The 21,291-nt window shown below is 51.3% G+C and carries 19 protein-coding genes; 4 read left to right on the forward strand and 15 right to left on the reverse strand.

Features of this window, described 5'->3' with window-relative positions; genetic code table 11:
* Window positions 1–156: 156 nt before the first annotated feature.
* From K0B01_12390 to K0B01_12410, 5 genes are all read right to left on the reverse strand, one after another.
* Window positions 157–1,035, reverse strand: a complete 879-nt coding sequence (locus K0B01_12390; GenBank protein MBW6486937.1) for a site-specific DNA-methyltransferase — start codon at window positions 1,033–1,035, stop codon at window positions 157–159.
* Between the two features lie 37 nt (window positions 1,036–1,072).
* Window positions 1,073–2,830 (reverse strand): AlwI family type II restriction endonuclease, encoded by a 1,758-nt coding sequence (locus tag K0B01_12395; GenBank protein ID MBW6486938.1) that lies wholly within the window; start codon window positions 2,828–2,830, stop codon window positions 1,073–1,075.
* Window positions 2,831–2,842: 12 nt separating this feature from the next.
* Window positions 2,843–4,747: a Dam family site-specific DNA-(adenine-N6)-methyltransferase gene (locus K0B01_12400; GenBank protein MBW6486939.1), complete on the reverse strand. Its 1,905-nt coding sequence runs from the start codon at window positions 4,745–4,747 to the stop codon at window positions 2,843–2,845.
* Window positions 4,748–4,878: 131 nt separating this feature from the next.
* The gene (locus tag K0B01_12405; GenBank protein ID MBW6486940.1) at window positions 4,879–5,103 is read right to left on the reverse strand and encodes a ParB N-terminal domain-containing protein; all 225 of its coding nucleotides are present in this window, start codon (window positions 5,101–5,103) and stop codon (window positions 4,879–4,881) included.
* Between the two features lie 46 nt (window positions 5,104–5,149).
* On the reverse strand, window positions 5,150–6,235 hold the full coding sequence (locus K0B01_12410; protein MBW6486941.1) for a glycosyltransferase family 9 protein: 1,086 nt from the start codon (window positions 6,233–6,235) through the stop codon (window positions 5,150–5,152).
* Window positions 6,236–6,852: 617 nt separating this feature from the next.
* Here K0B01_12410 and K0B01_12415 point away from each other — a divergent pair.
* Complete coding sequence (locus K0B01_12415) at window positions 6,853–7,644, forward strand: FkbM family methyltransferase (protein ID MBW6486942.1); 792 nt, start codon at window positions 6,853–6,855, stop codon at window positions 7,642–7,644.
* 39 nt (window positions 7,645–7,683) lie between these two features.
* Here K0B01_12415 and K0B01_12420 read toward each other — a convergent pair whose 3' ends face one another.
* The 8 genes from K0B01_12420 to K0B01_12455 all read right to left on the reverse strand — a co-directional run bounded on the left by K0B01_12420 (window position 7,684) and on the right by K0B01_12455 (window position 14,858).
* Window positions 7,684–8,844, reverse strand: a complete 1,161-nt coding sequence (locus K0B01_12420; protein MBW6486943.1) for a glycosyltransferase — start codon at window positions 8,842–8,844, stop codon at window positions 7,684–7,686.
* A gap of 8 nt (window positions 8,845–8,852) precedes the next feature.
* Window positions 8,853–9,809: a hypothetical protein gene (locus K0B01_12425; protein ID MBW6486944.1), complete on the reverse strand. Its 957-nt coding sequence runs from the start codon at window positions 9,807–9,809 to the stop codon at window positions 8,853–8,855.
* Between the two features lie 7 nt (window positions 9,810–9,816).
* Window positions 9,817–10,656: a class I SAM-dependent methyltransferase gene (locus K0B01_12430; protein ID MBW6486945.1), complete on the reverse strand. Its 840-nt coding sequence runs from the start codon at window positions 10,654–10,656 to the stop codon at window positions 9,817–9,819.
* Window positions 10,643–11,566: a glycosyltransferase family 2 protein gene (locus tag K0B01_12435; protein MBW6486946.1), complete on the reverse strand. Its 924-nt coding sequence runs from the start codon at window positions 11,564–11,566 to the stop codon at window positions 10,643–10,645. The genes K0B01_12430 and K0B01_12435 overlap by 14 nt, the downstream gene beginning before the upstream one ends.
* Before the next feature lie 90 nt (window positions 11,567–11,656).
* Window positions 11,657–12,571: a glycosyltransferase family 2 protein gene (locus tag K0B01_12440; GenBank protein ID MBW6486947.1), complete on the reverse strand. Its 915-nt coding sequence runs from the start codon at window positions 12,569–12,571 to the stop codon at window positions 11,657–11,659.
* Window positions 12,572–12,794: 223 nt separating this feature from the next.
* Complete coding sequence (locus K0B01_12445; protein MBW6486948.1) at window positions 12,795–13,586, reverse strand: glycosyltransferase family 2 protein; 792 nt, start codon at window positions 13,584–13,586, stop codon at window positions 12,795–12,797.
* The gene (locus K0B01_12450; GenBank protein ID MBW6486949.1) at window positions 13,583–14,341 is read right to left on the reverse strand and encodes an FkbM family methyltransferase; all 759 of its coding nucleotides are present in this window, start codon (window positions 14,339–14,341) and stop codon (window positions 13,583–13,585) included. Before K0B01_12450 ends, K0B01_12445 begins: the two co-directional genes overlap by 4 nt.
* A 19-nt stretch (window positions 14,342–14,360) precedes the next feature.
* Entirely contained in the window at window positions 14,361–14,858 is a 498-nt protein-coding gene (locus K0B01_12455; GenBank protein MBW6486950.1) for a hypothetical protein, read from the reverse strand.
* Between the two features lie 364 nt (window positions 14,859–15,222).
* Between K0B01_12455 and K0B01_12460 the strand changes: the two genes are divergently transcribed.
* On the forward strand, window positions 15,223–15,984 hold the full coding sequence (locus K0B01_12460; GenBank protein ID MBW6486951.1) for a DUF268 domain-containing protein: 762 nt from the start codon (window positions 15,223–15,225) through the stop codon (window positions 15,982–15,984).
* On the opposite strand, the gene K0B01_12465 is transcribed toward K0B01_12460, so the two are convergent.
* Entirely contained in the window at window positions 15,948–17,120 is a 1,173-nt protein-coding gene (locus tag K0B01_12465; GenBank protein MBW6486952.1) for a glycosyltransferase family 4 protein, read from the reverse strand. The genes K0B01_12460 and K0B01_12465 overlap by 37 nt on opposite strands.
* Window positions 17,121–17,221: 101 nt before the next feature.
* Window positions 17,222–17,758, reverse strand: coding sequence for a YtfJ family protein (locus tag K0B01_12470; GenBank protein ID MBW6486953.1), 537 nt, complete (start codon window positions 17,756–17,758; stop codon window positions 17,222–17,224).
* Between the two features lie 387 nt (window positions 17,759–18,145).
* Between K0B01_12470 and K0B01_12475 the strand changes: the two genes are divergently transcribed.
* Complete coding sequence (locus K0B01_12475) at window positions 18,146–19,618, forward strand: AMP-binding protein (protein MBW6486954.1); 1,473 nt, start codon at window positions 18,146–18,148, stop codon at window positions 19,616–19,618.
* A gap of 113 nt (window positions 19,619–19,731) precedes the next feature.
* A complete protein-coding gene (locus K0B01_12480) occupies window positions 19,732–21,084 on the forward strand; it encodes an acetyl-CoA C-acyltransferase (GenBank protein MBW6486955.1) in 1,353 nt (450 codons plus the stop codon).
* Window positions 21,085–21,291: the final 207 nt, after the last annotated feature.

Raw genomic sequence — 21,291 nt, forward strand, 5'->3', positions numbered from 1 at the left:
AGGTTGTCTCCGGCCTGAAGGAAGGCGAGCGGGTCATCACCCATCCCGACGATGCGGTAAAAGATGGCGTGCGCATCACCGGAGAGGCAGGTCTTTAATTTAAGCGTTTTGCACTCGCAAGCTGGCTGATCATCTTGAAATAAAAGGGGGAAAGCGTTAATTATACTGTGTTTCCCGGACATTTGTTTTATTATTGATCGCTAATAATCTATTCTTGGCTATATTCAAATATTCTATATTATTATCAATACCTACAAATCTTCTCTTTAATTTTTTACATACGACTCCCGTTGTGCCACTGCCGCAGAATGGGTCAAAAACTAAATCACCAATATTGCTTGATGCAACTACAGCCCTCCGAATAACTTCTTCCGGCTTTTGTGTCGGATGTTTGCCATATATTTTTTCAGAGCGACTTACCGAGGGCAAATTCCATATATCCCTCCATACAGACCTCATAGGTTCTTCGGTTGCCATGGTTTTCAACATATCATAATTAAATATGTGTCTTGACGATTTCGTCTTTGATGCCCAAATAAGATGTTCAGAAGTGTGAGTAAAATATTTTCTGGTTAAATTCGGGGGAGGATCTTTCTTTTCCCAAACAATATTGTTCAAAATCTTAAAATCCAATTCCTGCAAGGCAAAACCTACCGAGAAAATGTTATGAAAAGTCCCGCAAACCCAAATTGTCCCATTCTCTTTCAGAATACGTTTACTCTCCAACAACCACTTTTTATTGAAGGCATGAACCTCATTGATACTTCTTGCCTTGTCCCATTCTCCCTTATTTACGTTTTGTTTTTTGCCGTTACTGCAGGTTATGCCTCCAGATGACAGAAAGTATGGAGGGTCGGCAAAAATCAAATCAACGCAGTTATCAGGAATATTGCTGAAAAAAGAAAATGTATCCAGGTTGTACAATTTAATTTTACTTACAATATCATAATAAAATGGTGAAATTGAATTATCAGCAACCTTACTTTGTTGTTTGAAATCAAATATATTAAAACCATCATCAATATAATATTTCATAAACGGCACATGTCAGCGACCAGGATAATTTACTTGACTAATGCTGGGACGGTAGTGAATCAAGGTAAAACTGCTTAGTCCTCTGTCCTATGATTGTTTCAATTTCCCGCTTCCATGCCGGCGCCTCATTCGCTTGTCGCAAGCCGCCACACAGGTCTAACAATTCACGGATAAAGCCAACCTCAACATGGCCAGACTTAAACAAGGTTTCAAAAATTGTTTTGAACTGTTCGAGTGTCGCCGGAATTATGTCTAAACGCATTTTGTCATCCGTGCGAGTGTACCAAACTCCGATTCTGAATGTTTCTGCAGTGTTGGAGTCTATCCGGTTTGCAATGAACAGCCCATATACAGGCTTGCCGGATTGCGTCTCATATTGGGATACAAGAGTTGCTACATGACGGCGGACAGATTCTCCCTCGACGGCTTCTTGTCGTGAGTTATCAGTGAGTGTAACCTCAACCACGACCACAAAATCTTCAAATTCAAAAATCAGGTCGGGGCCATTCCCCGGCGCAGTGCCGACAGGTAAAAAATCCTGGTCGATCTTGAAGCGTCTCGCCTCGTACGGCTTGTTTGCCAGACTGTTTAAGGCAAGGAAAGCGCGCCATAGCACCCATTCAAAATAGGCAGGCGCTTCGGCCTGCGGCACTTCGATTTCCACGCCATTCGGAAGGGTCTTTTTACCTCGGCGTTTAATGATGAGCTCCATGTAACAGGCGATCTCTTCCCATTCCCCCGCTTGCCGCACTGCATATTCTTCTTCACTCAGTTTCGATAAAATATCTTCAATCTGGTAGCGAATGATTGCTATGTCTGCCGTGGTATCAGTCGGTTTTCCCGACATATCAAAGGGAATGCCGCGCTTGTTAATCTGGTGCAACAGGTCGTCCAGCACGGCCAGCGAGGAATCCTTGCTATCGGTAGGCAACGGTGCGCCATTGCACAAGGTTACGAGGTAAGCGCGGTCAGAATCTGGAATCTCTTCATCTTGAATCAGTTTTTCAATGAAAACATGCTTCTCGGACGCCAGCGAGATGCCGCGGCCTTTGCTCTGGACAAGCCCTGTTGCCTTGAGATAGCGCAAATTGGCGTCGGCGTAATCGTTGAATGTGCCGGCAGCGTAGTTGTGAAGCGCGGCGGCTGCTTCGCGTTTCTGTCTGTCGAAATTACGTTTATTGGGTGCGGCAAGTCGTTGTTCCCGTAACGACAACACTTGCGCAACAATCTCATCAAGGGCATTGTCGCTGCTGGTGAGTTGTACTACAAGGGCCATTTCAATAAAATTGAGACGACTTTCCCCTGTCCACTTCTCCAACTCCAACATGACGGACAGAGTGTGCCGCAGCGGTGAGAATACCGAAAAATTGAAATTCCTTTCCAATACGGAAGGGATGTAATGCGCGGCCAGCGCCCGCAAAAAACACTCCTGCATCGCCGGAACGGTATCGGCTCGAATCAGCCGCCAGCCGTTCCTCGTAATCATGTCTATGGGGCCGATTTCGCTTTGTGAAATGCCGGAGGCGGGCGGCGCTTCCGGGTAAAGAAATCCCAGTTTATTCAGGGCAGAGCGCCATTTACGCCCTATGCTGTAGGTTTTATCATCGCGAAGTATAACAATGCCTTGTTTTTCCAACAAACTGCGCAAAGCGATTTCTTGTGTCCGGCCACGCAAGTTGCCCTGCATCGATGACATAGACAATGCCACCAGACCATCACGCAACCGGAACGGGCTGCGGACAGTTGTATTTCCCAAGCACCACGGCATCATGCGTTTTTTACTTACTTTTAGCATTCACATTGTCTCTCAATATCCTACAAAAAAATATTCCTGCACATCGTTGTTATTATCGCCCACCTTGTGCGCTTGAGTGCCAAAGGAGTATTTATAATCAACGGGCACAACATCGACATGGCGCTTATGCTTCGTCATGATGGCAACCATTTCTTCTAATGTCGGCTTACTGTTGGACGAATAGGAAACGACAAGCACGCTGCTCCGGAACCGTTTAAATAACCTGTCAAAGGCTTCCGCCGCTCCCTTGCGGGATGAAAACGGAGTAGGATAGGATTTGAATTTCTTGGTGATAGTGTGTTCCTGAATTTCCACGCCTTGCCAATCTCGCGCCAATCCCTCAACGAAGTGGTAGCGGCGGACATATTCGTTATCCGACAAGGGTGAATAGTACGGCGGGTCGATATAGACCAATCCAGCCTCGCTGTTCCGCAATGTCATTGCATCGCCGTTATGCGCTTTGTTGGACTTGCCGTTATCGAAAACGGCGGCATTAACCACCTCAACGGCATCGAGAAACTGCGCGCGAAACGACATTAACAAGTCTTTTCGGCCATCGTCATAACGTTGGCCGATATATGTAAAAATTCCGCGAGGACGCTTCTTAAGACACGCCCGAATCAATCCCGTCATAGCGATAGCCCGTTTATACGGATTCTTTACCTCCTTGATATTGGTTCGAACGATGTCGATCAGGCGGTTATCGTCATCGCTGAAATACAGTCCTTGAAACTTGGTTTCAACGAAACGATCAACCGGTTTTTTCGGTTCAAGCAACTCCTCCGCCTCGGTGCGCGGCAAGGTGATTTTGTTGTTTTCAATCAGGGCTTTGGCGAAAGTAGCCGACATAGCCATATAGTCATTGCTTACCACGGCCTTACCGTGGGATTTGAACATATAGCTGACCACGCCAGAACCGGAAAACAGGTCCAGAGCCGTATTAAATTGAAATTGCGAAGCAACCGCCCAAATTTCGCTAAGCAGCTTGTTTTTTGATCCCATATAACGAGTTGAAGGGTATTGCATGGCTTGCCGAGGCAGCGGCGACGGGACTAATCGTAGATTAAAACGTGGCTTGGGCAGAACAGTGACAATCAAATCCTCTCCCGTTCGTCCTTTGCCATCGCAGGAAATGTGCCGTTTTGTTTGCACCGCCTCCACGGCAAATTTCCGGTACTGTTCATGAACCAAAGGATGATTAGAGTTTGTCAGGATGACAAAGCAGCCCAATTCATGCAGCCGGTGAACCTCCTCCGCCAGTTCGATATGATCCTCTTCATAAAACTGCTCTTTTGTGTAGCGTTTGAAGTCTGAATACTCTGAAACAGGCAGATAAGGCGGGTCCAGAAAAATGAAGTCGCCCGGTTGTGCGTTTTCTTTTAAAACTGTTTTGTAGTCACCACAAATTATTGTTGTCTTTCTGAGCAATTCGGAAGCGGCATTTAGTGCGTCTTCATCAACGATTTTAGGTTTTTTGTATCGTCCAAAGGGAACATTGAATTGGCCAGATTTATTGACCCGGTACAAGCCGTTAAAACACGTTTTATTTAAGAAAATGGTCCGCGCGGCTGCCTCGATGTTGGACAGTTTGGCCGCATCCAATGCACGAACGGCATAAAACATTTCTTCGGTATTTTCATATCGGTGAAGGCGCTCGATAACACCGTTAACATCAGCAGCAACCGAACGATAGAGATTAATTAACTCTGGATTGCTGTCGGCGATGATTCCTCCCGCAGGCTGCACTGCAAAAAAAACCGCTCCGCCACCCACAAATGGTTCAATAAATCGACCGTATTTCTCGGGAATTTTGGGAATGATCTCGCCTAATAGCTGAGTCTTGCCGCCTGCCCACTTCAATAGCGGCTTTACCGTCAACTTTTTCGAAAGTAAGGCTGTCTGCAGGTTATTGCTCATTTTGACTATTTATTCCTACTTATGTTTACAGATTTAAACAATTATTGGATTGAATTGATAAGAACTTCCTTTTTCGTGGTGGGAGTATAGGGGGGCCATTTTTGCTTGTCAAGGGGTATTCTGCATCTTTTTTACATCAAAAGAATTTTCTGCCTCCCATTGCCACATCCTGCCTCGCGGAAAAGCAGCGGCTGGATGACCACAAGCTTTGCAATCGAGGCGGCAAGCTCCGCGAGGGCGTCGGGGTCGATCACCTTCCGGGGTTGGTCAGGGTCCGGTTTAAAGTCCATAATCGGGACCTGGTAGAGCTTGCCCTCTTCGTGAGCTGCTGATGGTGCGGGTGCCATGATTTCCATAAAAGTACCTCCATTTATTTAAATATGGCCTTTCACTGTTCACTTTTTACAAGTTCATCGCCAACGCTTCTCTGATAACAGCTTGTACGCGGCTTACCTCCAACGTTTCCAGGCAAAGACTCTTTCCGCCGCCGTTGCAGCCCTTGAGAGAGCACGGCGCACAGGACATGCCGGATACGACCACGCGGTTGTTTTTTCCCGGCGGCGTCCAGTAGCGCCAGTCGGAAGGGCCGTAAATCGTCACGGTCGGCGTTCCCACCGCGGCGGCGATGTGTGGGGCGGCGGAATCTACGCCGACATGCAGGCGGCTGTAGGAAAGAACGCCGGCAAGCTCCGCGAGCGTCGTGGCGCCGGCAATACTGAAGGACCTGCAGGGGCAGGCGGCGACGATCGCCTCGGCCCGCTTTTTTTCACCGGACGAGCCGATGATGACCACTTTAATTTTATATTCCGCGTACAGCCAGTCGATTATCCGCACCCACTTTTCAGCCCCCCATTCCTTGTATGACCAGCGGGAAAAGGGGTTCAGGGTAATCCAGCTTTTTACGGCGCTTCCGCCAACCGCAACGGCCGCTGAAAAGCCGGCCTCTCCCAGGAAAACAGGAAGCCCCAGAGAGGCAATAATGTCCGCCGCCCGCCGCCGCGCTCCTTCTGACAGGTTCAGTCTGGGAACGGCATCCTCGGTTTCTATCCCGAAGGCCCGCAGGATATACAACGACTGGTCGGCCGCTCCAACTGCGAGCGGTTTGCCGTTCCAGCCGACCAAGTGGGTAAACAAATGGTTGCGCAAACCGCGCATAGAAGGATAATAGCGGGCGGCGCGCCGGGGCGACCCGGTCAGAAAGGCCATGTACCCCCCCCGTTCATCCGCCCGGAAGTCGAAGACGAGGTCAAAATGTTCCCGGCGAAGCGATGATATCAGTGAAAACGAACTAATAAGGTCTTTAACAAGCGATTTTCCGCTTTGGGGAACCTCGAAGGTTTTCGGTGGCAGTATTTCGGCATCCAGAAGAGAGGCACTCCCCGCCCGCAGCAGGACGGACAGCTCCACTCCAGGCCAGGCTTTGCGTATCGCGGCAAGCGCAGGCAACGTCCAGACGACATCCCCGATATCGCCCAACTGGATTATCAAGACCCGGCCAATGGACGGGAGCTTGCCAAAAAAATCAGAAACATTCACTATTTAAATTAAAAAGCGTTTTTTCGGCACAGGCTTACGCCCTCGTCTTTAGTGTTGACGAATCGCCAATTGCTTTTTCCTCAATAAATTCGCCGTCAATTACCTCTTTTGTCTAAAGAATAGCCTCAATCTCTTTGCGGTGGATCACATTCAGCAGCACGAGCGCCGCGCCTATCGGACGCTTTGAGCCACGCTCCAATTGTGAAAAAGCGCTATGAACATTAAGCTTTGCTTTCGGGCATGACAAGGATTTTTGCAATTACCTCACATATTCTCCAATAAGCACGCGGGGGTCTCTGCGCTTGGTCTGCATATCAATATATGTATCCAAAAATCAAGCGTATTCCACATGGCGAGCAGAATAATATAGCTCAGTTACGCCAAGGCAATTTGCTTAATCTATAATTCGAATAAGTTGTAGCGAAGCTTCTTCTTTCTGTGTTATGTTTTGGCAGGGGTAACTCCTCTGTTTGCAATAACACGCCGCAGCCCAAGAGAAGAAGCAACCGCCATTGCTTAAAACATTATAGACCATCATTAAAATTAATTATTTACGGAAGGAAATCAAAATGTTTACCCGGATGTCCTTTATAAATAGGAAGAGAAGAGACAGGGCATGGAATCTTTTTAACAAAATCGAGAAGAACCGTCTTGGCGAATTTGAGGAAAACGGCGAAAAACGTTTTGTTGAAAATATCCTGGAAGAATTCGAGAAAACTGACGCCGAAAGGGTGATTTTTGATGTCGGCGCGAACGTAGGACAGTATTCCACCATGCTGACCAGCGTTGCCGCTGCCCGCAACATTAAAATAAAGCTTCATCTCTTCGAGCCTGCAAAACCATGTTTCGCTGAACTTACCAATAGATTTTCTCAATCGGACAACCTCATTCTCAATAATTTTGGGGCATCTGACAGCAACGGCACAGCCAGAATCTTTTACGATGAAGAAAAGAGCGAAGGGGCGTCCCTGTATCAGAGAAATCTTCATTACTACAATACAGAAATGAACAAATTTGCAGAGATTGAGCTTCGCAGACTGGACGACTACATAAAAGATAAAAAAATAAACCACATAGCCTTCATAAAACTCGATATCGAAGGTCATGAATTAAACGCTTTTAAGGGCCTCGGCGAATATTTGAACCATGATTTCATAGACTTTCTGCAATTTGAATATGGCGGCACAAATCTGGACTCTCATACGAGTCTGATGGAGTTATACCAGTTTCTCACAGATCGGGGCTTCCTGGTGGCTAAAGTAATGCCCACAGGTTTAGAGATCAGAAGCTACAGCCCCTTCATGGAAAATTTTCAGAATGCCAACTATATGGCTGTTTCACCGACAAAAATAAAAAAATGACCCGTTAAAAACATCCTTCTGTGCGGATTCACCGGGCTGTTAAATGCGCAGAAGTTTCAACAGCGAAAAAATCTTCTCAAACCGCTTCTCCCAGGTATGGTCCGCAAGGGCCCGCCGACGCCCGGCGGCGCGGATAGCCTCGGCTTCCTCCGGATGCGCGAGGAGCCGGTTAATCGCCCTCACGAGATCGTCGAAACCTTGATAAACAACAATTTCTTTCCCGAGATCGTATATTGGCTCTAATTCTTGGTGATATTCAGTAAGATAGAGCCCACCGCTCATTGGGATCTCGAAATCTCTTCCTTTGAGGCAGAATGTTTCATTATGTCCCTCGACCCCTCCGAAGCCAAGATTTATTCGGCTTTTCGAGTAGATATGGACCATTTCCTCCGTGGACAGGGGACCATTCGGCCAGCCGTATCCAAAGGCCTCGACGTAGATTCCCCCCTGTTGCAAACGACTGATCGTCTCGGGGCGATTGCCGTAACATTGGCCGACGAAGGAGACATCAATCGTCTTTTCACAATCGCAGGGCTTGTGAATATCAGGGTTGGCCCCCTCGGGGAGATAAACAGGGATGGCTCCTTCTACACAGTATTTTTTCATGGCATCCTCGGTGCTCGTCCAGCATACATCAAACAATGGACAGATATCCCGCGAACCGAAGGCAAGTCCATCTCTTACCTTGCCGACAAAATGCTCCTTGTCGTTCAGGCTGAAGTGAATCAGCGGAATTCCCCAGGAACGAAAGGCGCTGATCGTTTCCGGGGAAACTACCTCCCCGGAGAGATATGTAAAAATAACGTCAGGCTTTTCCGCTTTTGCCCAGCGCCCTACATGCTCGACAAGATTCCGATTCATCTTCGCCTTCAGGCTCTTTCGCCAGTCATGGCGGGTGTGGGGAAACTCGTCGAACCAGTCGTAATGACGCACCCGCCCGAGCTTTTCCAGCGCGGGGAGCAGAGATGAGCTTTCCCAATTGTAGTCGTGAAAGACGGCGATGATGGAAAGCTCGCCTTTTGGTTTGGGAGCAAGATGGGGAAAACGTTCTTTCATCACCGCCAGGATCGCGGCGTCACCCGGGACCTCGAGCCGCCGTGCTTCAAAGGCGGCATCGTAGCGGGCAAGCTCCGCCTTGAGCCTCCTTGTGTTATTCCACTGGCGAAATTTTTTGCGGGTCTTTTTTAATGGATCATCCATCGCTTATCTTAGATTGCAGTGCCGGATAAAAGCCGCCGGGATTTTCTGATTGTGTACATCCTGGCTCCGTTCGATTTTTCCTCCCGTCCGTTCATCATGTTCAGGACATGCCCGGCGTCAATCACGGGAATGGAGTAACGGTCGGCAACATCGACACAGATCATCAACGCGCCGACTCCCGCTCCGGCAAGACAGATCTCGACATCGGCCGGCACCTTTCCAAGAACATCCTCCCTGATTTTGTCCCAGCGCGTGGCGACATATTCAGCGGGGATTTCTGTAAAAACGATCTCCGGTCGGCTCGAAAAAACGGCAAACCAGTTGCAGCACATCTCTTCATTGTATTCTGAATTCAAGATACACAATTTTTTGCCGTCCACCGCCCGGGCAAACGCCTCCGAAGTCAGATAGGCATAGACGGCATAAAACGGCAGATAGTTATTCCCGTTTATGCTTATCTCGTTGAGCCCGAGAAAATCCCAGAAGGAAGAGGCCGTAGGCGTTTTCTTGAAACTTTTCAAAAATGACAACAGACTTTTTCCCTGGGCCGGTTCGATGTTGCCGGGGAAAACCATCGGCGCCAGTCTGCCTATTTGAGCAAGTTTCTTTAACGCATCAATGTGCATCGGCATCGCACGCCGGATAGCAGCCACGGATTCCGCCTGTTTGTAAAGGCCGTTGCAGCCCAGGGTAAAATTGTAGAAGGCATACTCGCCATCTGCAAAACGGACAACCGGCGCAGACAATCGATCCGCCATTCCCGCGCGAATATATTTGTCCAACGCTTCCGTGTAATAATCCGCTTTCTCTACCGATTTATGAAAAAGGCAGATTTCCTGTTCGACGATCTCCGGCACATTGGCATCAATAACGGGCCGATTGTCAATATCCGGAAGAGCCAGCTTCGCGAAACGAAACTCGCCGCCTTCAAGCGCTTCGTTGAGATAGCCGCCTTTTGTATTCATGAAAACCTCACCCTTGTTGCCCGTCTCTCTTTTTAGCGACGACCGCATAACTGTGCCCGGAATAACGGCGGGCAATCATTCTGGAAAATGGTCTCATAAAGATGGTCCTGTCGAGCTTCTCCTTGACGTATTCGGAAAGATGATTTTTACTGCGCACAGTATCGAACCCGTATTTGGCAAAGAGCTGTTTCTGGGTATCCGGCGTGAAATGATAAAAGTGATACGGAAGCGACCAGCCGACCCAACTGTCCCACATCTTTTGTGCATCCGTTCCCTGATAATTGGGAACGTCGACAACGAGTATTCCCTCCGGTTTCAGCCAGCGATGGGCCTTCTGCAGGTATTTCACCGGCTCGCGCGCGTGTTCGAGAAAATGCCACATGCTAATGACGGCAAACGACTCCGGAGGATACTCGACATCGTCAACAATCCCAACGGTAACGGGAATCCCCAGTGTATTGCGGACGTAAGCAGCCGAGTCGGTAGATATGTCCATTCCCTCCACCTTGTAACCGGCGCGCCGACAGGCGTGGAGGAAATAGCCCATACCGCAGCCGATATCGAGAACCCTCCCCGATGCCTTTATTCCACCAAAGAAGTGCAGCCGATGCTTTTCCTGCGACAAACGCCTTGCCATTTCCGGTGAATCGATTTTCAAACCCTCGTTGTAATGGCTGTCAAAATAGCCGCTCCGGTAAAGCTCGTTCAATTCATCAGGATCAGGTCGCGGATCCAGAAAACCTAACCCACAGCCGTTGCAGCGGTAAACGCTCCATTGCCCCTGTTGAAAAAGAAGGCTTCTCGCGGAACTGTCGCAGAGGATGCAATGTTTTTCAGCTCTTTCCATCAATCACCTCATCTTGCTTTAGCTCTTCGAGGGCATTGCAGATCGCCCGGTATTTAACCATTTTTTCGTCCGCCTCGGTATTTATCTTTGCGAACATTTTCATAATCCCAAGCGTTAAGAGCCGATAACGAGCTTTCAGCAGATCGGCTCTGCGAATCCGGGCGACGCTATGCGAAGAGTAATGCTTACGATAAAAATGGTACTCAGCGAAAGTCTTTTTTCTCCATACCTCGGCAGGCAGTGAAAGCCTTTCACTCTGTCCCCCATAATGAAGAACAACGGCGCCTTCGATAAACCCAATCTCATAACCCGCTTTTCTTATCCTCAAGCAGAGATCCTGATCTTCTCCGTACAGTGTAAAGCTTTCGTCGAAACCACCGAGCTTTCTGACAAGATCGGCACGGGCAATCATGCCAGCGCCCATAACACAGGCGATCTCTCCCTTCAATCGGGCAACCTCCCCTCGGGTCAACTTTTCTCCCGGATAGCGGTAAGATACCGATTCCTGCAAACTCCCATCGGGATTTACCAATTTGACGCCGGCGAGGCCAATATGCGGATTGACGTCCATAAACCGGACGCATTTCTGAAACACATCGGAGGCGGCCAGTTTCGTGTCCGGATTGAGATAGAAGATATATCGCCCCCGGCAGAGGGGAAGAGCCTGGTTGTTGGCAGCGGCAAATCCGCGGTTTTCCTTATTTGCGATCAAGTTTATCTCCGGATGACTATTGCACAGCAGCTCCGCGCCTCCGTCCGTCGAGGCGTTATCGACGACAAAGATCTCCCGCGCCGGACCTTCATCCCGCTCCACGGAAGAAAGGCACTCCCCGATCAGGTCCGCCGTATTGTATGTGACGATAACAACAGAAACGTCCGGCAGTTCCACCCCAGCGGCATAACAGCTCATCGGCTCACCTTATTTTTACTGACGCGGAAAATTTTCCGTTACACCCAATGCTGTACCACCAAATGCACACATTTGAGGGCATTTTCCCGTTCACAACCCCCCCATCAGATGCATGGCCAAAAGCTTTCCATAGACCACGAATTTATCGCGCAATTCTCTATTCAACCCGAGCGTCAGAAGGGTGCCGCAGGTCGTCAGAACCCAGTTTATAAAAAGGCGCACGACTATGACAAAGCGCAAAAGCAGATAAACGGGACGGTTTTTCCATTTCCGGAAAAATTGATAGCGCGAACGGTAGAATTCCACTCTTGATTTGATGTTCCCGCCGATGCTTTGCCCCTGGAGATGGTATATCTGCGCCTCCGGCAACAGGTAGCTCTTCCACCCCGCCTTGCGCATCGCAAGCGCCCAATCCGTCTCCTCGAAAAAGAAAAAATAGCGCTCGTCGAACATCCCGACCTCATAGATCGCCTGCTTGCGAACCATCAGACAGGCGCCGATGCAGGAGTCAACCTCCAGAGGACCCTTGTGATTGTAACGCTTGCTCGGAAATCTTGCCGGGAAAAGATATTCGAGCAGCGAGGTGTTCATAAGCAGCGTAAACAAATTCGGAAAACTGGCGATGGAGTTCTGCTTGCTGCCGTCGGCGTTGAGCAGTTGGCCGCAGACCATCGCCGCATCCGGATGGTCCCCCATGCAGGCAAACAACCTATCGACGGCGTGTTCGCAAAGAACCGTGTCGGAATTGAGCAAAAGCGCATAGCGCCCCCGCATGATCCGCAGTGCCTGGTTGTTCGCGGCGCCGAAGCCCCTGTTTTCGCTGTTTTCGATCACGACAACCTCAGGAAATTCCTCCCGAAGCATCGCGACACTGCCATCCGCCGAGGCGTTGTCAACCACAATAATTTCGCAGGCCAGCCCCCGGACGTTTTCTTTGATCGAAGCGATGCAGTTTTTCAGCAATTCACGGGTATTCCAGTTGACGATGATGATCGATATATCCATACGCTTTCAACCTTGACAAACTCTTGCCGGCAGAGCAAGTCCGCCAGGATATGCTGAACTCGCAAAAAGCCAGCATTGATGCCCCCGTCAAAAGTCCTAATTTGCCTCTTTTGTCATTCCGGGCCTGACCATGAATTCGGTATTATTAAGTAGTTTTTGATAACGTTTTCGCCAGCATGACGGTTTAAAAAACTTTTGACGAGAGCACCTGAATTAGCCATTTTTATGTTTGTTTCCCACCGTCCTGACGGCGCCCTTTGACCTCGCGGCTCAGCTCGGCAAGCTTCGCGTATTTAAAAAATTTGTTTACCGAGTCGGTCACGGCGAGCGTCAACCCCTGTTGACCATCCAGGAAACCGCCCCGGAGCAGATAATCCTGCACAAGGGTAAGTTTCGCCCGTATAAAGGCGCCCCCAATCGTCGCCCTCTGGCCCGCCGCGAAGGCCTCCTGCGCGCCAATCGTAGAATAATTATCGATCTTCATTAAGATTCTATCCAGGCGACTTTCCGTGTAATGGTCTATCGGAACGTCAAGATGCTCTATCTCGCCGGTTACAACGACGGCTTCATGGACCATCGCCCCGTCCATCCGCCCGCTTCCATTCTTGAAAAGGCGAACGATCCTGTCCGGCCACCAGCCTGCATGTTTTATCCATCGACCCTGGAAATAATTCCGCCGGGGAAAGCTGCAACCTACATTATTTTTATCGCTGTTAATCACGTCAAAAATAACCCGAGCGGTCTCCGCCGGAATTCGCTCATCGGCATCAAGCAGCAGCACCCAGGGCGCTTTGCAGCGTTCTATCGCCAGTTGTTTCTGGGGACCGAAGCCCCGCCATTTTTCCTGATATGTCTCGCAGCCATAATCAGTGGCGATCCGCATCGTATCGTCGGTGCTTCCCGAATCGACAACGACAATCTGCATGGCAAAGGAAACGCTCTCTAAGCAAGCGCGGAGGTTTTCCGCCTCATTTTTGGCAATGATCGCGACCGAAAGTGGGCTTTCCCCCCTCACCGCTCGTCCCTCCATCCCCAGAGCATGCCAACCGGCCGCCTTCTGGTTTGAAAACCACTGGCCCGCAAAAAGGCCTCCAGTGCGTCGATATTTTCATCCTCCTGCTGCCCGCTATGAACCTCCAGCGCAATTTGCGAGATCCGTGCAAGGTCTTCCGGAGTGCAGCGATACAAAATACCATACTCGGCGCCTTCACAATCCATTTTGAGAAGATCACACCTCTCTATTCCGAATTCGGAAAAAATATCATGCAGCGTCGCGGCTTCGACATTGATCTCATCCAACTGTCCTGGATCACTTGCAAATAAAGTGGCCGAGGTGGAAAAGGAATCTTTGGCGTCATAGGCAAGCTTGAGTTTGCCCGCTTCTCCGGAGACGGCCTTCTGGACACAGGTAAACTCCGCCTTGCCGTTCTGCAGCCGCTGGCGCTCCAGAAGCTGGAAGTTTGCCGGCAGAGGCTCGAAGGCAAAAACACGGGCGCCGGGAAAACGGGACAGCGCAAAAAGCGAAAAATACCCCGCATTAGCCCCGATATCGATTATTGTTGGGTTTTTCGGCACCGAATGTCCCAACCCCCTCATATAGCACTCATCCATGAACAGCTCTTTGAAGGTCTGCACAAGCCGGCGCGGCACCTCTACATGGATCCCCCGGCGGGTAACGAACCGCAGAGGGTCAGCCGCCGTCATCCCGAACTTTGCAGCAAGGTAGAGCTGCCAGTTGGAGATGTTATTGATTAAATTTAAATATCTCATTTTCTCCAGCGTAGTCAGGTTAAAGTTCCGGCGTTATTCTTATGCTATCGCCCTGTACGACAATATTCACATCAGGTCTTCTCGATTTAATAAAAGCAAAAAGCTCTTCCCTGCCCGGATACGCGGGATCCCCTCCAAAAAGGCGTGCATCGTCAATAACGATTACATTCCTACGGTTTTTGGCATTCAAGATGTGATTCAACTCCTCATAGATCGGCGTGTCTTTATCACCCCTGGCCGTTTCCCCGGCAGAGTAGTGTCCATCAAGCCAGAATAACGCCGGCTGATCCAGTTTACCCATGATCTTTTCCAGCTCGACGCCGCTGTCGCCCCAGATCAATTCTATGTGTTTTTCCCCGTTAAATCTCTTTCTTGCTTTTTCATACAATTCCCTGCTGAGCTCTATAGAGTATATATGTTTGAATATTCCCCGCATGGCCTCAACCATCTCACCGTAATAGGTGCCTGTCTCAACCAAAACATCCAGGTTGAATCTCTCCGAATAATATTGGAGCATCAGCTGTTTGACCTCGTGAGGGGGCGGCAGAGGTTTTCCATCTTTTTCCCATTTCGCAATCTATTTCCTTTGACGCTGCCTTTTGAGCCACTTCCTCCATGGGAAAAACCGATTTATCTTTTTTACAATCCGTGTCATTAATTTTCTCTCCCCACCGGTCTTTCAGAAATAAGCCATGCTGCCGTACTGGCGTGTGAGGGATCAACAAACCAGTAATCCTTTCCGATGCAGGGAGGCACTTTCGTCCATTATCTTTTACTTGTCAACTTTTTTAAACCTCTTTGTTTTTCGTTGACAGGAACCTGACCGCCCTTTATGATCACCCATAGAAATACACGGCCACTTGTTTTGTAAAGGAGTTCAAATGCACCTGAATGTTATCATCAAGGGAATGCCGCTTTTCACGTTTATCAAAAAAATGCCTGCATTCTTAAGTGAATATGCCACAATCCGGCGGCAGGCGGCCTTGTCCCGGGAAACCTTTCCGTTCGGGAAAATCTACCCCTGCCTTCAGGAAAAGGATCAGCAAAGCGGCGTCCTTGCCGAACACTACTTTTACCAGGATTTGTACGTCGCCCGCAAAATATTCCAGAATAAGCCGGAAAAACATGTGGATGTCGGCTCCCGTGTCGATGGCTTCGTCGCCCACGTGGCATCGTTCCGGGAGATAGAGGTTCTGGACGTCCGCGACCTCCATATCCCCATCCCCAGCATCCGCTTTGCCCGCGCCGATCTCTCCGCGAAGGATTTTTCCATGGCCGACTACTGTGACTCGCTTTCCTGCCTGCACGCCCTGGAACATTTCGGCCTTGGCCGCTATGGCGATCCGGTTGATTACGAGGGACATCTCCCCGGCTGGAAAAACATGGCCAGCATGCTGAAAAAAAACGGCAAATTCTATTTTTCGGTACCTATCGGGGAGCAGCGGATCGAGTTCAACGCCCACCGGGTTTTTTCGTTATCCTATCTACTGAATCTCATTGAGCAATATTATCACCTCGACTCGTTCGCGTATATAAGCGACGGCGGGGAATTTATCGCCAATGCGGCACTCGACACCGCCGCCATCAACAATAATTTTGGCTGCCATTACGGATGCGGCATCTTCGAGTTGACGAAGCGCTGATCTTTCAATAATTCCCGATATATATTAAGTACTTTATTGACAACGACATCCCAGGAGTTCGCCGCCGCCGTTTTAAGCGCTGCCCTTCGCATGCCCTCGCGCAGCTCGCGGGAAAGCAGCATCCCTATTTTATCGGCGACGAGGTCGCTGTTTGCGGGCTCTTCAATAACAAACCCGTTCCCTCCCTCTTCCACAAGATCCTTTGCGCCCACCCGACCGCTGATCAGAACCGGCAGCCCCGCTGCCATTGCCTCGAGGACGACCATCCCGAAGGTGTCGAAACGGGAAAGCATTGCGTAGAGATCGGCGGCAAGGTAGAATTCAGGGAGTTTTTCGCGCTCCACGGCGCCGGCAAAGATCACCCGATCGGCTATACCCTGTTCGGATGCAAGATGCCTGTATTTTTTCTCGTCGCCATGGCCAGCCACGAGGAGCTTGAAGGATGCGTCCGGATTGCTTCGCCGGAGAAGAGACAATCCCCCGAGCAGGTAATCAAGTCCCTTGACGTCAAAATTCATGGAGACGAAAAGTATCAGCGGCTCGTCGAGACCGATGCCGTATTGCCCCCGGATCGTCTGACGGCATGTGTCGCGGTTCATCTTCTCATACGGCTCCCTGTCAACGCCGGGATGAATAACGCGCACCAGAGACGGATCCACAGGATACTCTTCCAGGAAGATGTTCCGGACCAGGCCCGAGACCGCCAGGAAACGACTGCACCCGCCGCGCAGGACAAGCTGATCCTCGACGCCGGCCAGCGAGCGGTCGAACAGGCTCAGCCTTTTTTTTCTGACCTCCCGAATCCACCAGCGGTGGGGAATGCCATGCATCGTATAGACATCCGCCGCAAATATCCGGTCATGGGTGTGGACTATATCGAAGGGGCCCGCCGCGGCGATGCGGCGCCCGGCGAAAAAGGCAAAGCTCGGCGAAATGAGTGATCTGGGAAATTTTACGATCGGCACCCTGTGGAAGGTCAACCGCTTGGATGAGGAAACCCAGAGGTTGGCGAAGACATGGACTTCGAACTCCGGATGACATGCAACCCGCTCGGTCAGCTCCGCGGCAAACCCTTCCGCCCCGCCGACCGTTCCGTACTTGGGGATTACAACCGCTATCCTTCGCCTTTCCTGCATCTCGTTATACCCAACATTAATAAAAAACCACAGAAAAAACGGCGGAGAAGCTTGCACGCAAAAGCCTCTCCGCCATCGGGCGCCGATTATGCGTTTACGTTCTACTTCTCCTGATATTCCTTAATAATATTGATCATCTTCACAAGTTCTTCCTGGGGAAGCTTGCCGGAACTTTTGAAGCGGCAGATGCGCTCCTTATCCAGGATGACTATGTCGGAGGCGTCATCCTTCAGTCCCCACTCGTTGAGAATCGCCTGGTCGTCATCGAGGAGGATGATGGCGCCGGTCTTCTTCTGTTTGCTCTTGATGGCCGCCTTGATCAGGAAATTGGGCATCGCGCTCGCCTTGAGATTGACGATCCCGAACCCCTCGTAACGCATCTTGTCGAGGCCACCCGCATCCTTCTCCTTTTTCAGCGCGTCTTCCACATGGTTGTTCGTGTCCTTCTCGTCCGGATCGACATAGGCGATGTACAGAACCTTGCCTTTGAACTGCGGGTGCTCCAGGGAGTATTCCTTGCCGGTCGGATCCTTCAGTTTGAAGTCCGCGGCCTTCTCCCCCACCTGAAGACCGGCGGCAAAAACTGCCGAGGCGCTCCATAATAAAGCAACCACCACCATAACAATCGCTTTTTTCATCTTTTACCCTCCTTTGTCGTTGCTATCTGACCGTTTGCCTTTAAGCCAAACTTTACGGACGCGGCAAAGCGCGCCCCTCCCTGTGATAAACACCTTGCAGCCTTCCATGATCCGAGCCGACATTCCTCCAGCAAGGCGCAGTCACTATAGAAAAAACGAATCGGCAAAGCAAGGAAAAACAGTCTTTTCCCTGCGAATTTTGCTGTAATATTTTTGCCTCCTGTGCTATGGGGAGCGTGGATTTTTCACAAATTAATAACTGCTAACGGCGAAGCCCCATGTTCCTGCTCATGTCTTTTCGCGATCTTCCGTATTTCCGCTTTCGCGGGGAAGATAACCCGGGGCCCTTTTCCCAAGACCTCGCCTCGCCATTATCAAGGGGAGCAAATGATGCATAATCTGGCAATGATGTTGGAAAAGAGCGCGGCAAAATATGCCGGGCGGACGGCGTTCATCGGCAACAACGCTCGGCTGACTTATCTGGAGCTGGAAAAAGCGGCCTGCGCCCTGGGCAACCATTTGCGCTCACTGGGTTTGGGCAAGAGAGACAAGGTGGCGATCATGCTTTCGAACTGCCCTGAGTTCGTGATCGCCTATTTCGGCGTCCAGAAGATCGGCGGCGTCGCCGTCACCCTGCACACGCAGTCCACTTCCCATGAGCTTGGCTACCTGATGGGGAACAGCGACTCCCGCTGTCTGATCACCCAGAGGGACATGGCGCGGCGTTTCGAGGATATCAGCGCGGAAGTGCCGTTATGTCAGCATGTTATAACAACCGGCCCCCCGGAAGAATCCTCCCTTTTGCGGGATATTATCGCCAAGGGCCCCTTCACGATCGCCATTCCCGAGCTGACAGGCGACGATCCGGCGGCGATGATCTACACCTCCGGGCTTACCGGAAAGCCCCGCGGCGCTGTTTTAACCCACCAGAACCTCTACACCCAGTCGGAACTCCTCCGCACAGTGGTCAACAGCGATGAAACGGATATCGGCCTTGCCGTGATCCCGCTCTTTCACTCCTTCGGCGCCGTCGCCAACATGATTTCGCCAATCCGGATCGGCGCAGGCGTGGTGCTCATGGAACGCTTCACCCTCGAAGGAATATTCAACATGATCGAGCGGGAAAAGGTCACCTACATCGCTGCCGTTCCCCGGCTTTTTCTCGGCATGGTCTTCTACGACAAGGCGGACGGCTATTCGCTGGCTTCACTGAAGGTCTGCATCACCGGCGGCGCGGCAATGCCGGCGGATTTTATTCCGCTTTTCGAAAAGAAATTCGGCGTCCGGATCATGGAGGGCTACGGTCTGACCGAGGCCTCGCCGGTTTCCTCCTTCAGCCGCCTGGACATGCCTCAGAAACCCGGTTCGATCGGAATTCCCATACCCCGAGTCGCAGCCCGGATCGTTGACGAAACGGGGCGGGAACTCCCCCGGGGAGAGGTTGGCGAGCTGATCCTCAAGGGTGAAAATATCATGCAGGGCTATTACAAGGACGAGGCGGCGACCGCCCAGGTTATCAAAGACGGCTGGCTTGCGACGGGCGATCTCGCCCGGATGGACGAAGACGGCTACATCTTCATCACCGGCCGCAAGAAGCGGATGATTATTACCAGCGGCTTCAACGTCTATCCCCGCGAGGTCGAAGACGTGCTGAATCTCCACCCCGCCGTTCAGGAAGCGCTCGTCGTCGGCAAGGAGGATCTGCTCCGGGGAGAAACAGTCAAGGCGCTCGTCGTCAAAAAACCGGACGTGCAGCTTGAGGAGCGGGAGCTGCTGAAGCATTGCCGCACTTACCTCTCTTCCTACAAGGCGCCGCGGGAGATAGAATTCGTGGCGAAGATCGCCCATCCGGAAAAGTAGCGCACAATGGAGGAACACGCTTTGTCGCGTTCGCAAATCCCAAAAGTTATGCGTTGTAAGACGCAGATATTGTTAGTATAAACTCTATTTTCATATAAAACAGGAGAACAGCCATGGAAAAGATCCCCCAGAAAATAGAACAGCGACTTTCCGAAAAATATGCCCATGCCCCGATCGCCGAATACGGAAAACGCCAACCGGATTTTTCGACAATGGGACGTAAGAAAAAGGCGGCCCCCGGCCTGCGCAAGGTGGTAATCGTCGAGGCGTGCCGAACGCCGTACGGCCGTTTTGGCGGGGCGCTGAAGGGCTTCACCGCTCCGGAACTGGGCGCTCTGGCGATCAAGGAGGTGCTCCGTCGCACCGCCGGCAAGGTAAAGCCGGAAGAGATCGACTACGTTTTCATGGGACAGGTCGTCCCCGCCGGCTGCGGCCAGGTTCCCAGCCGGCAGGCGACCATCCTCGCCGGGCTCCCGGAGTCGGTCCCCAGCATCACGGTAAACAAGGTCTGCTCCTCCGGGATCAAGACGATTGATCTCGCCTGCCAGATGATCCAGCTCGGCCGGGCCGAGATCTGCATCGCCGGCGGGCAGGAGAGCATGAGCAACGGCCCCTACGCCCTGCCCGACATGCGCTGGGGAGTCAAAATGGGCCTCCCCTCCCGGCCTGCCGTCGATCTGACGGTAAACGACGGGCTCTGGTGCGCCTTCTACAACCGCCACATGGCCATCCACGGCTCCGAGGTGGGCGACGAATTCGGGGTCAGCCGCCAAGCGCAGGATGAATGGGCGCTCCATTCGCAGCAAGCCGCGGCGGCGGCGCTCCAGGCCGGTCGGCTCGCTGACGAAATCTTCCCGGTTGAGATAAAAAGCGGGAAAAAAACCGCCGTTTTTGACAAAGACGAAAGCCCTCGTCCCGAGACGACAATAGAGGGGCTCGCGGCCCTGCCCCCGGTCTTCAATCATAAAAGCGCCGTCACCGGCGGACCGGGCAGCGTGACCGCCGGAAACGCCCCCGGGATAAACGACGGGGGCGATGTCTGCCTGCTGATGAGCGCCGAGAAGGCGGCCGAACTGGGGCTCAAGCCCCTCTGCACGATCCTCGATTACGCGGAGGTTTCCCAGCCGCCGAAGGATATCGCCACAGTGCCGGGGCTCGCGATCAAAAAACTGTTGGAGCAAAATGAGCTTACGCTGGAACAGCTCAAGCTGATTGAGATCAACGAGGCGTTCGCTGCGGTCGTTCTAGTCAGCGCCCAGCCGATCCTCGGGATGTCCAAAGAGGAGATGTTTGCCAAAGTCAACGTCAACGGCAGCGCCATCGCCTACGGCCACCCGATCGGGGCCACCGGGGCGAGGATCCTGATGACCCTCGCCTATGAGCTCAAAAGAAGGGGCGGCGGGCTTGGCGTTTGCGGAATCTGCTCCGGCGCCGCCCAGGGAGACGCGATGCTGATCAGGGTATAGCGCGCCCCCTGTCGGCCTGCCGTCGCAAATTGGCAGGACGCGCTTCAGCGCGTCCACAAAGTTTTCGAAAAAGCTTTGTAAATAGAGGCAATTGCAAAACTCTCACATTCTGTCATTCCCGCAATGATTTTAAGCGGGAAAACGAAGTTTAATGTTCATAATCTGGTTCTAACTGCTTGAAAAACCGTATTCCCGATAGAAGCATTG

The sequence above is a fragment of the Syntrophobacterales bacterium genome, assembly GCA_019429105.1.
GTDB lineage: Bacteria > Desulfobacterota > Syntrophia > Syntrophales > UBA5619 > DYTH01.

What these genes read in the sequence shown, in the direction of transcription:
- K0B01_12390 (MBW6486937.1), bottom strand. Translation starts at nt 1,035, where the DNA reads ATGAAATATTATATTGATGATGGTTTTAATATATTTGATTTCAAACAA.
- K0B01_12395 (MBW6486938.1), bottom strand. Translation starts at nt 2,830, where the DNA reads ATGCTAAAAGTAAGTAAAAAACGCATGATGCCGTGGTGCTTGGGAAAT.
- K0B01_12400 (MBW6486939.1), bottom strand. Translation starts at nt 4,747, where the DNA reads ATGAGCAATAACCTGCAGACAGCCTTACTTTCGAAAAAGTTGACGGTA.
- K0B01_12405 (MBW6486940.1), bottom strand. Translation starts at nt 5,103, where the DNA reads ATGGAAATCATGGCACCCGCACCATCAGCAGCTCACGAAGAGGGCAAG.
- K0B01_12415 (MBW6486942.1), top strand. Translation starts at nt 6,853, where the DNA reads ATGTTTACCCGGATGTCCTTTATAAATAGGAAGAGAAGAGACAGGGCA.
- K0B01_12420 (MBW6486943.1), bottom strand. Translation starts at nt 8,844, where the DNA reads ATGGATGATCCATTAAAAAAGACCCGCAAAAAATTTCGCCAGTGGAAT.
- K0B01_12425 (MBW6486944.1), bottom strand. Translation starts at nt 9,809, where the DNA reads ATGAATACAAAAGGCGGCTATCTCAACGAAGCGCTTGAAGGCGGCGAG.
- K0B01_12430 (MBW6486945.1), bottom strand. Translation starts at nt 10,656, where the DNA reads ATGGAAAGAGCTGAAAAACATTGCATCCTCTGCGACAGTTCCGCGAGA.
- K0B01_12435 (MBW6486946.1), bottom strand. Translation starts at nt 11,566, where the DNA reads ATGAGCTGTTATGCCGCTGGGGTGGAACTGCCGGACGTTTCTGTTGTT.
- K0B01_12440 (MBW6486947.1), bottom strand. Translation starts at nt 12,571, where the DNA reads ATGGATATATCGATCATCATCGTCAACTGGAATACCCGTGAATTGCTG.
- K0B01_12450 (MBW6486949.1), bottom strand. Translation starts at nt 14,341, where the DNA reads ATGAGATATTTAAATTTAATCAATAACATCTCCAACTGGCAGCTCTAC.
- K0B01_12455 (MBW6486950.1), bottom strand. Translation starts at nt 14,858, where the DNA reads ATGCTCCAATATTATTCGGAGAGATTCAACCTGGATGTTTTGGTTGAG.
- K0B01_12460 (MBW6486951.1), top strand. Translation starts at nt 15,223, where the DNA reads ATGCACCTGAATGTTATCATCAAGGGAATGCCGCTTTTCACGTTTATC.
- K0B01_12465 (MBW6486952.1), bottom strand. Translation starts at nt 17,120, where the DNA reads ATGCAGGAAAGGCGAAGGATAGCGGTTGTAATCCCCAAGTACGGAACG.
- K0B01_12470 (MBW6486953.1), bottom strand. Translation starts at nt 17,758, where the DNA reads ATGAAAAAAGCGATTGTTATGGTGGTGGTTGCTTTATTATGGAGCGCC.
- K0B01_12475 (MBW6486954.1), top strand. Translation starts at nt 18,146, where the DNA reads ATGATGCATAATCTGGCAATGATGTTGGAAAAGAGCGCGGCAAAATAT.
- K0B01_12480 (MBW6486955.1), top strand. Translation starts at nt 19,732, where the DNA reads ATGGAAAAGATCCCCCAGAAAATAGAACAGCGACTTTCCGAAAAATAT.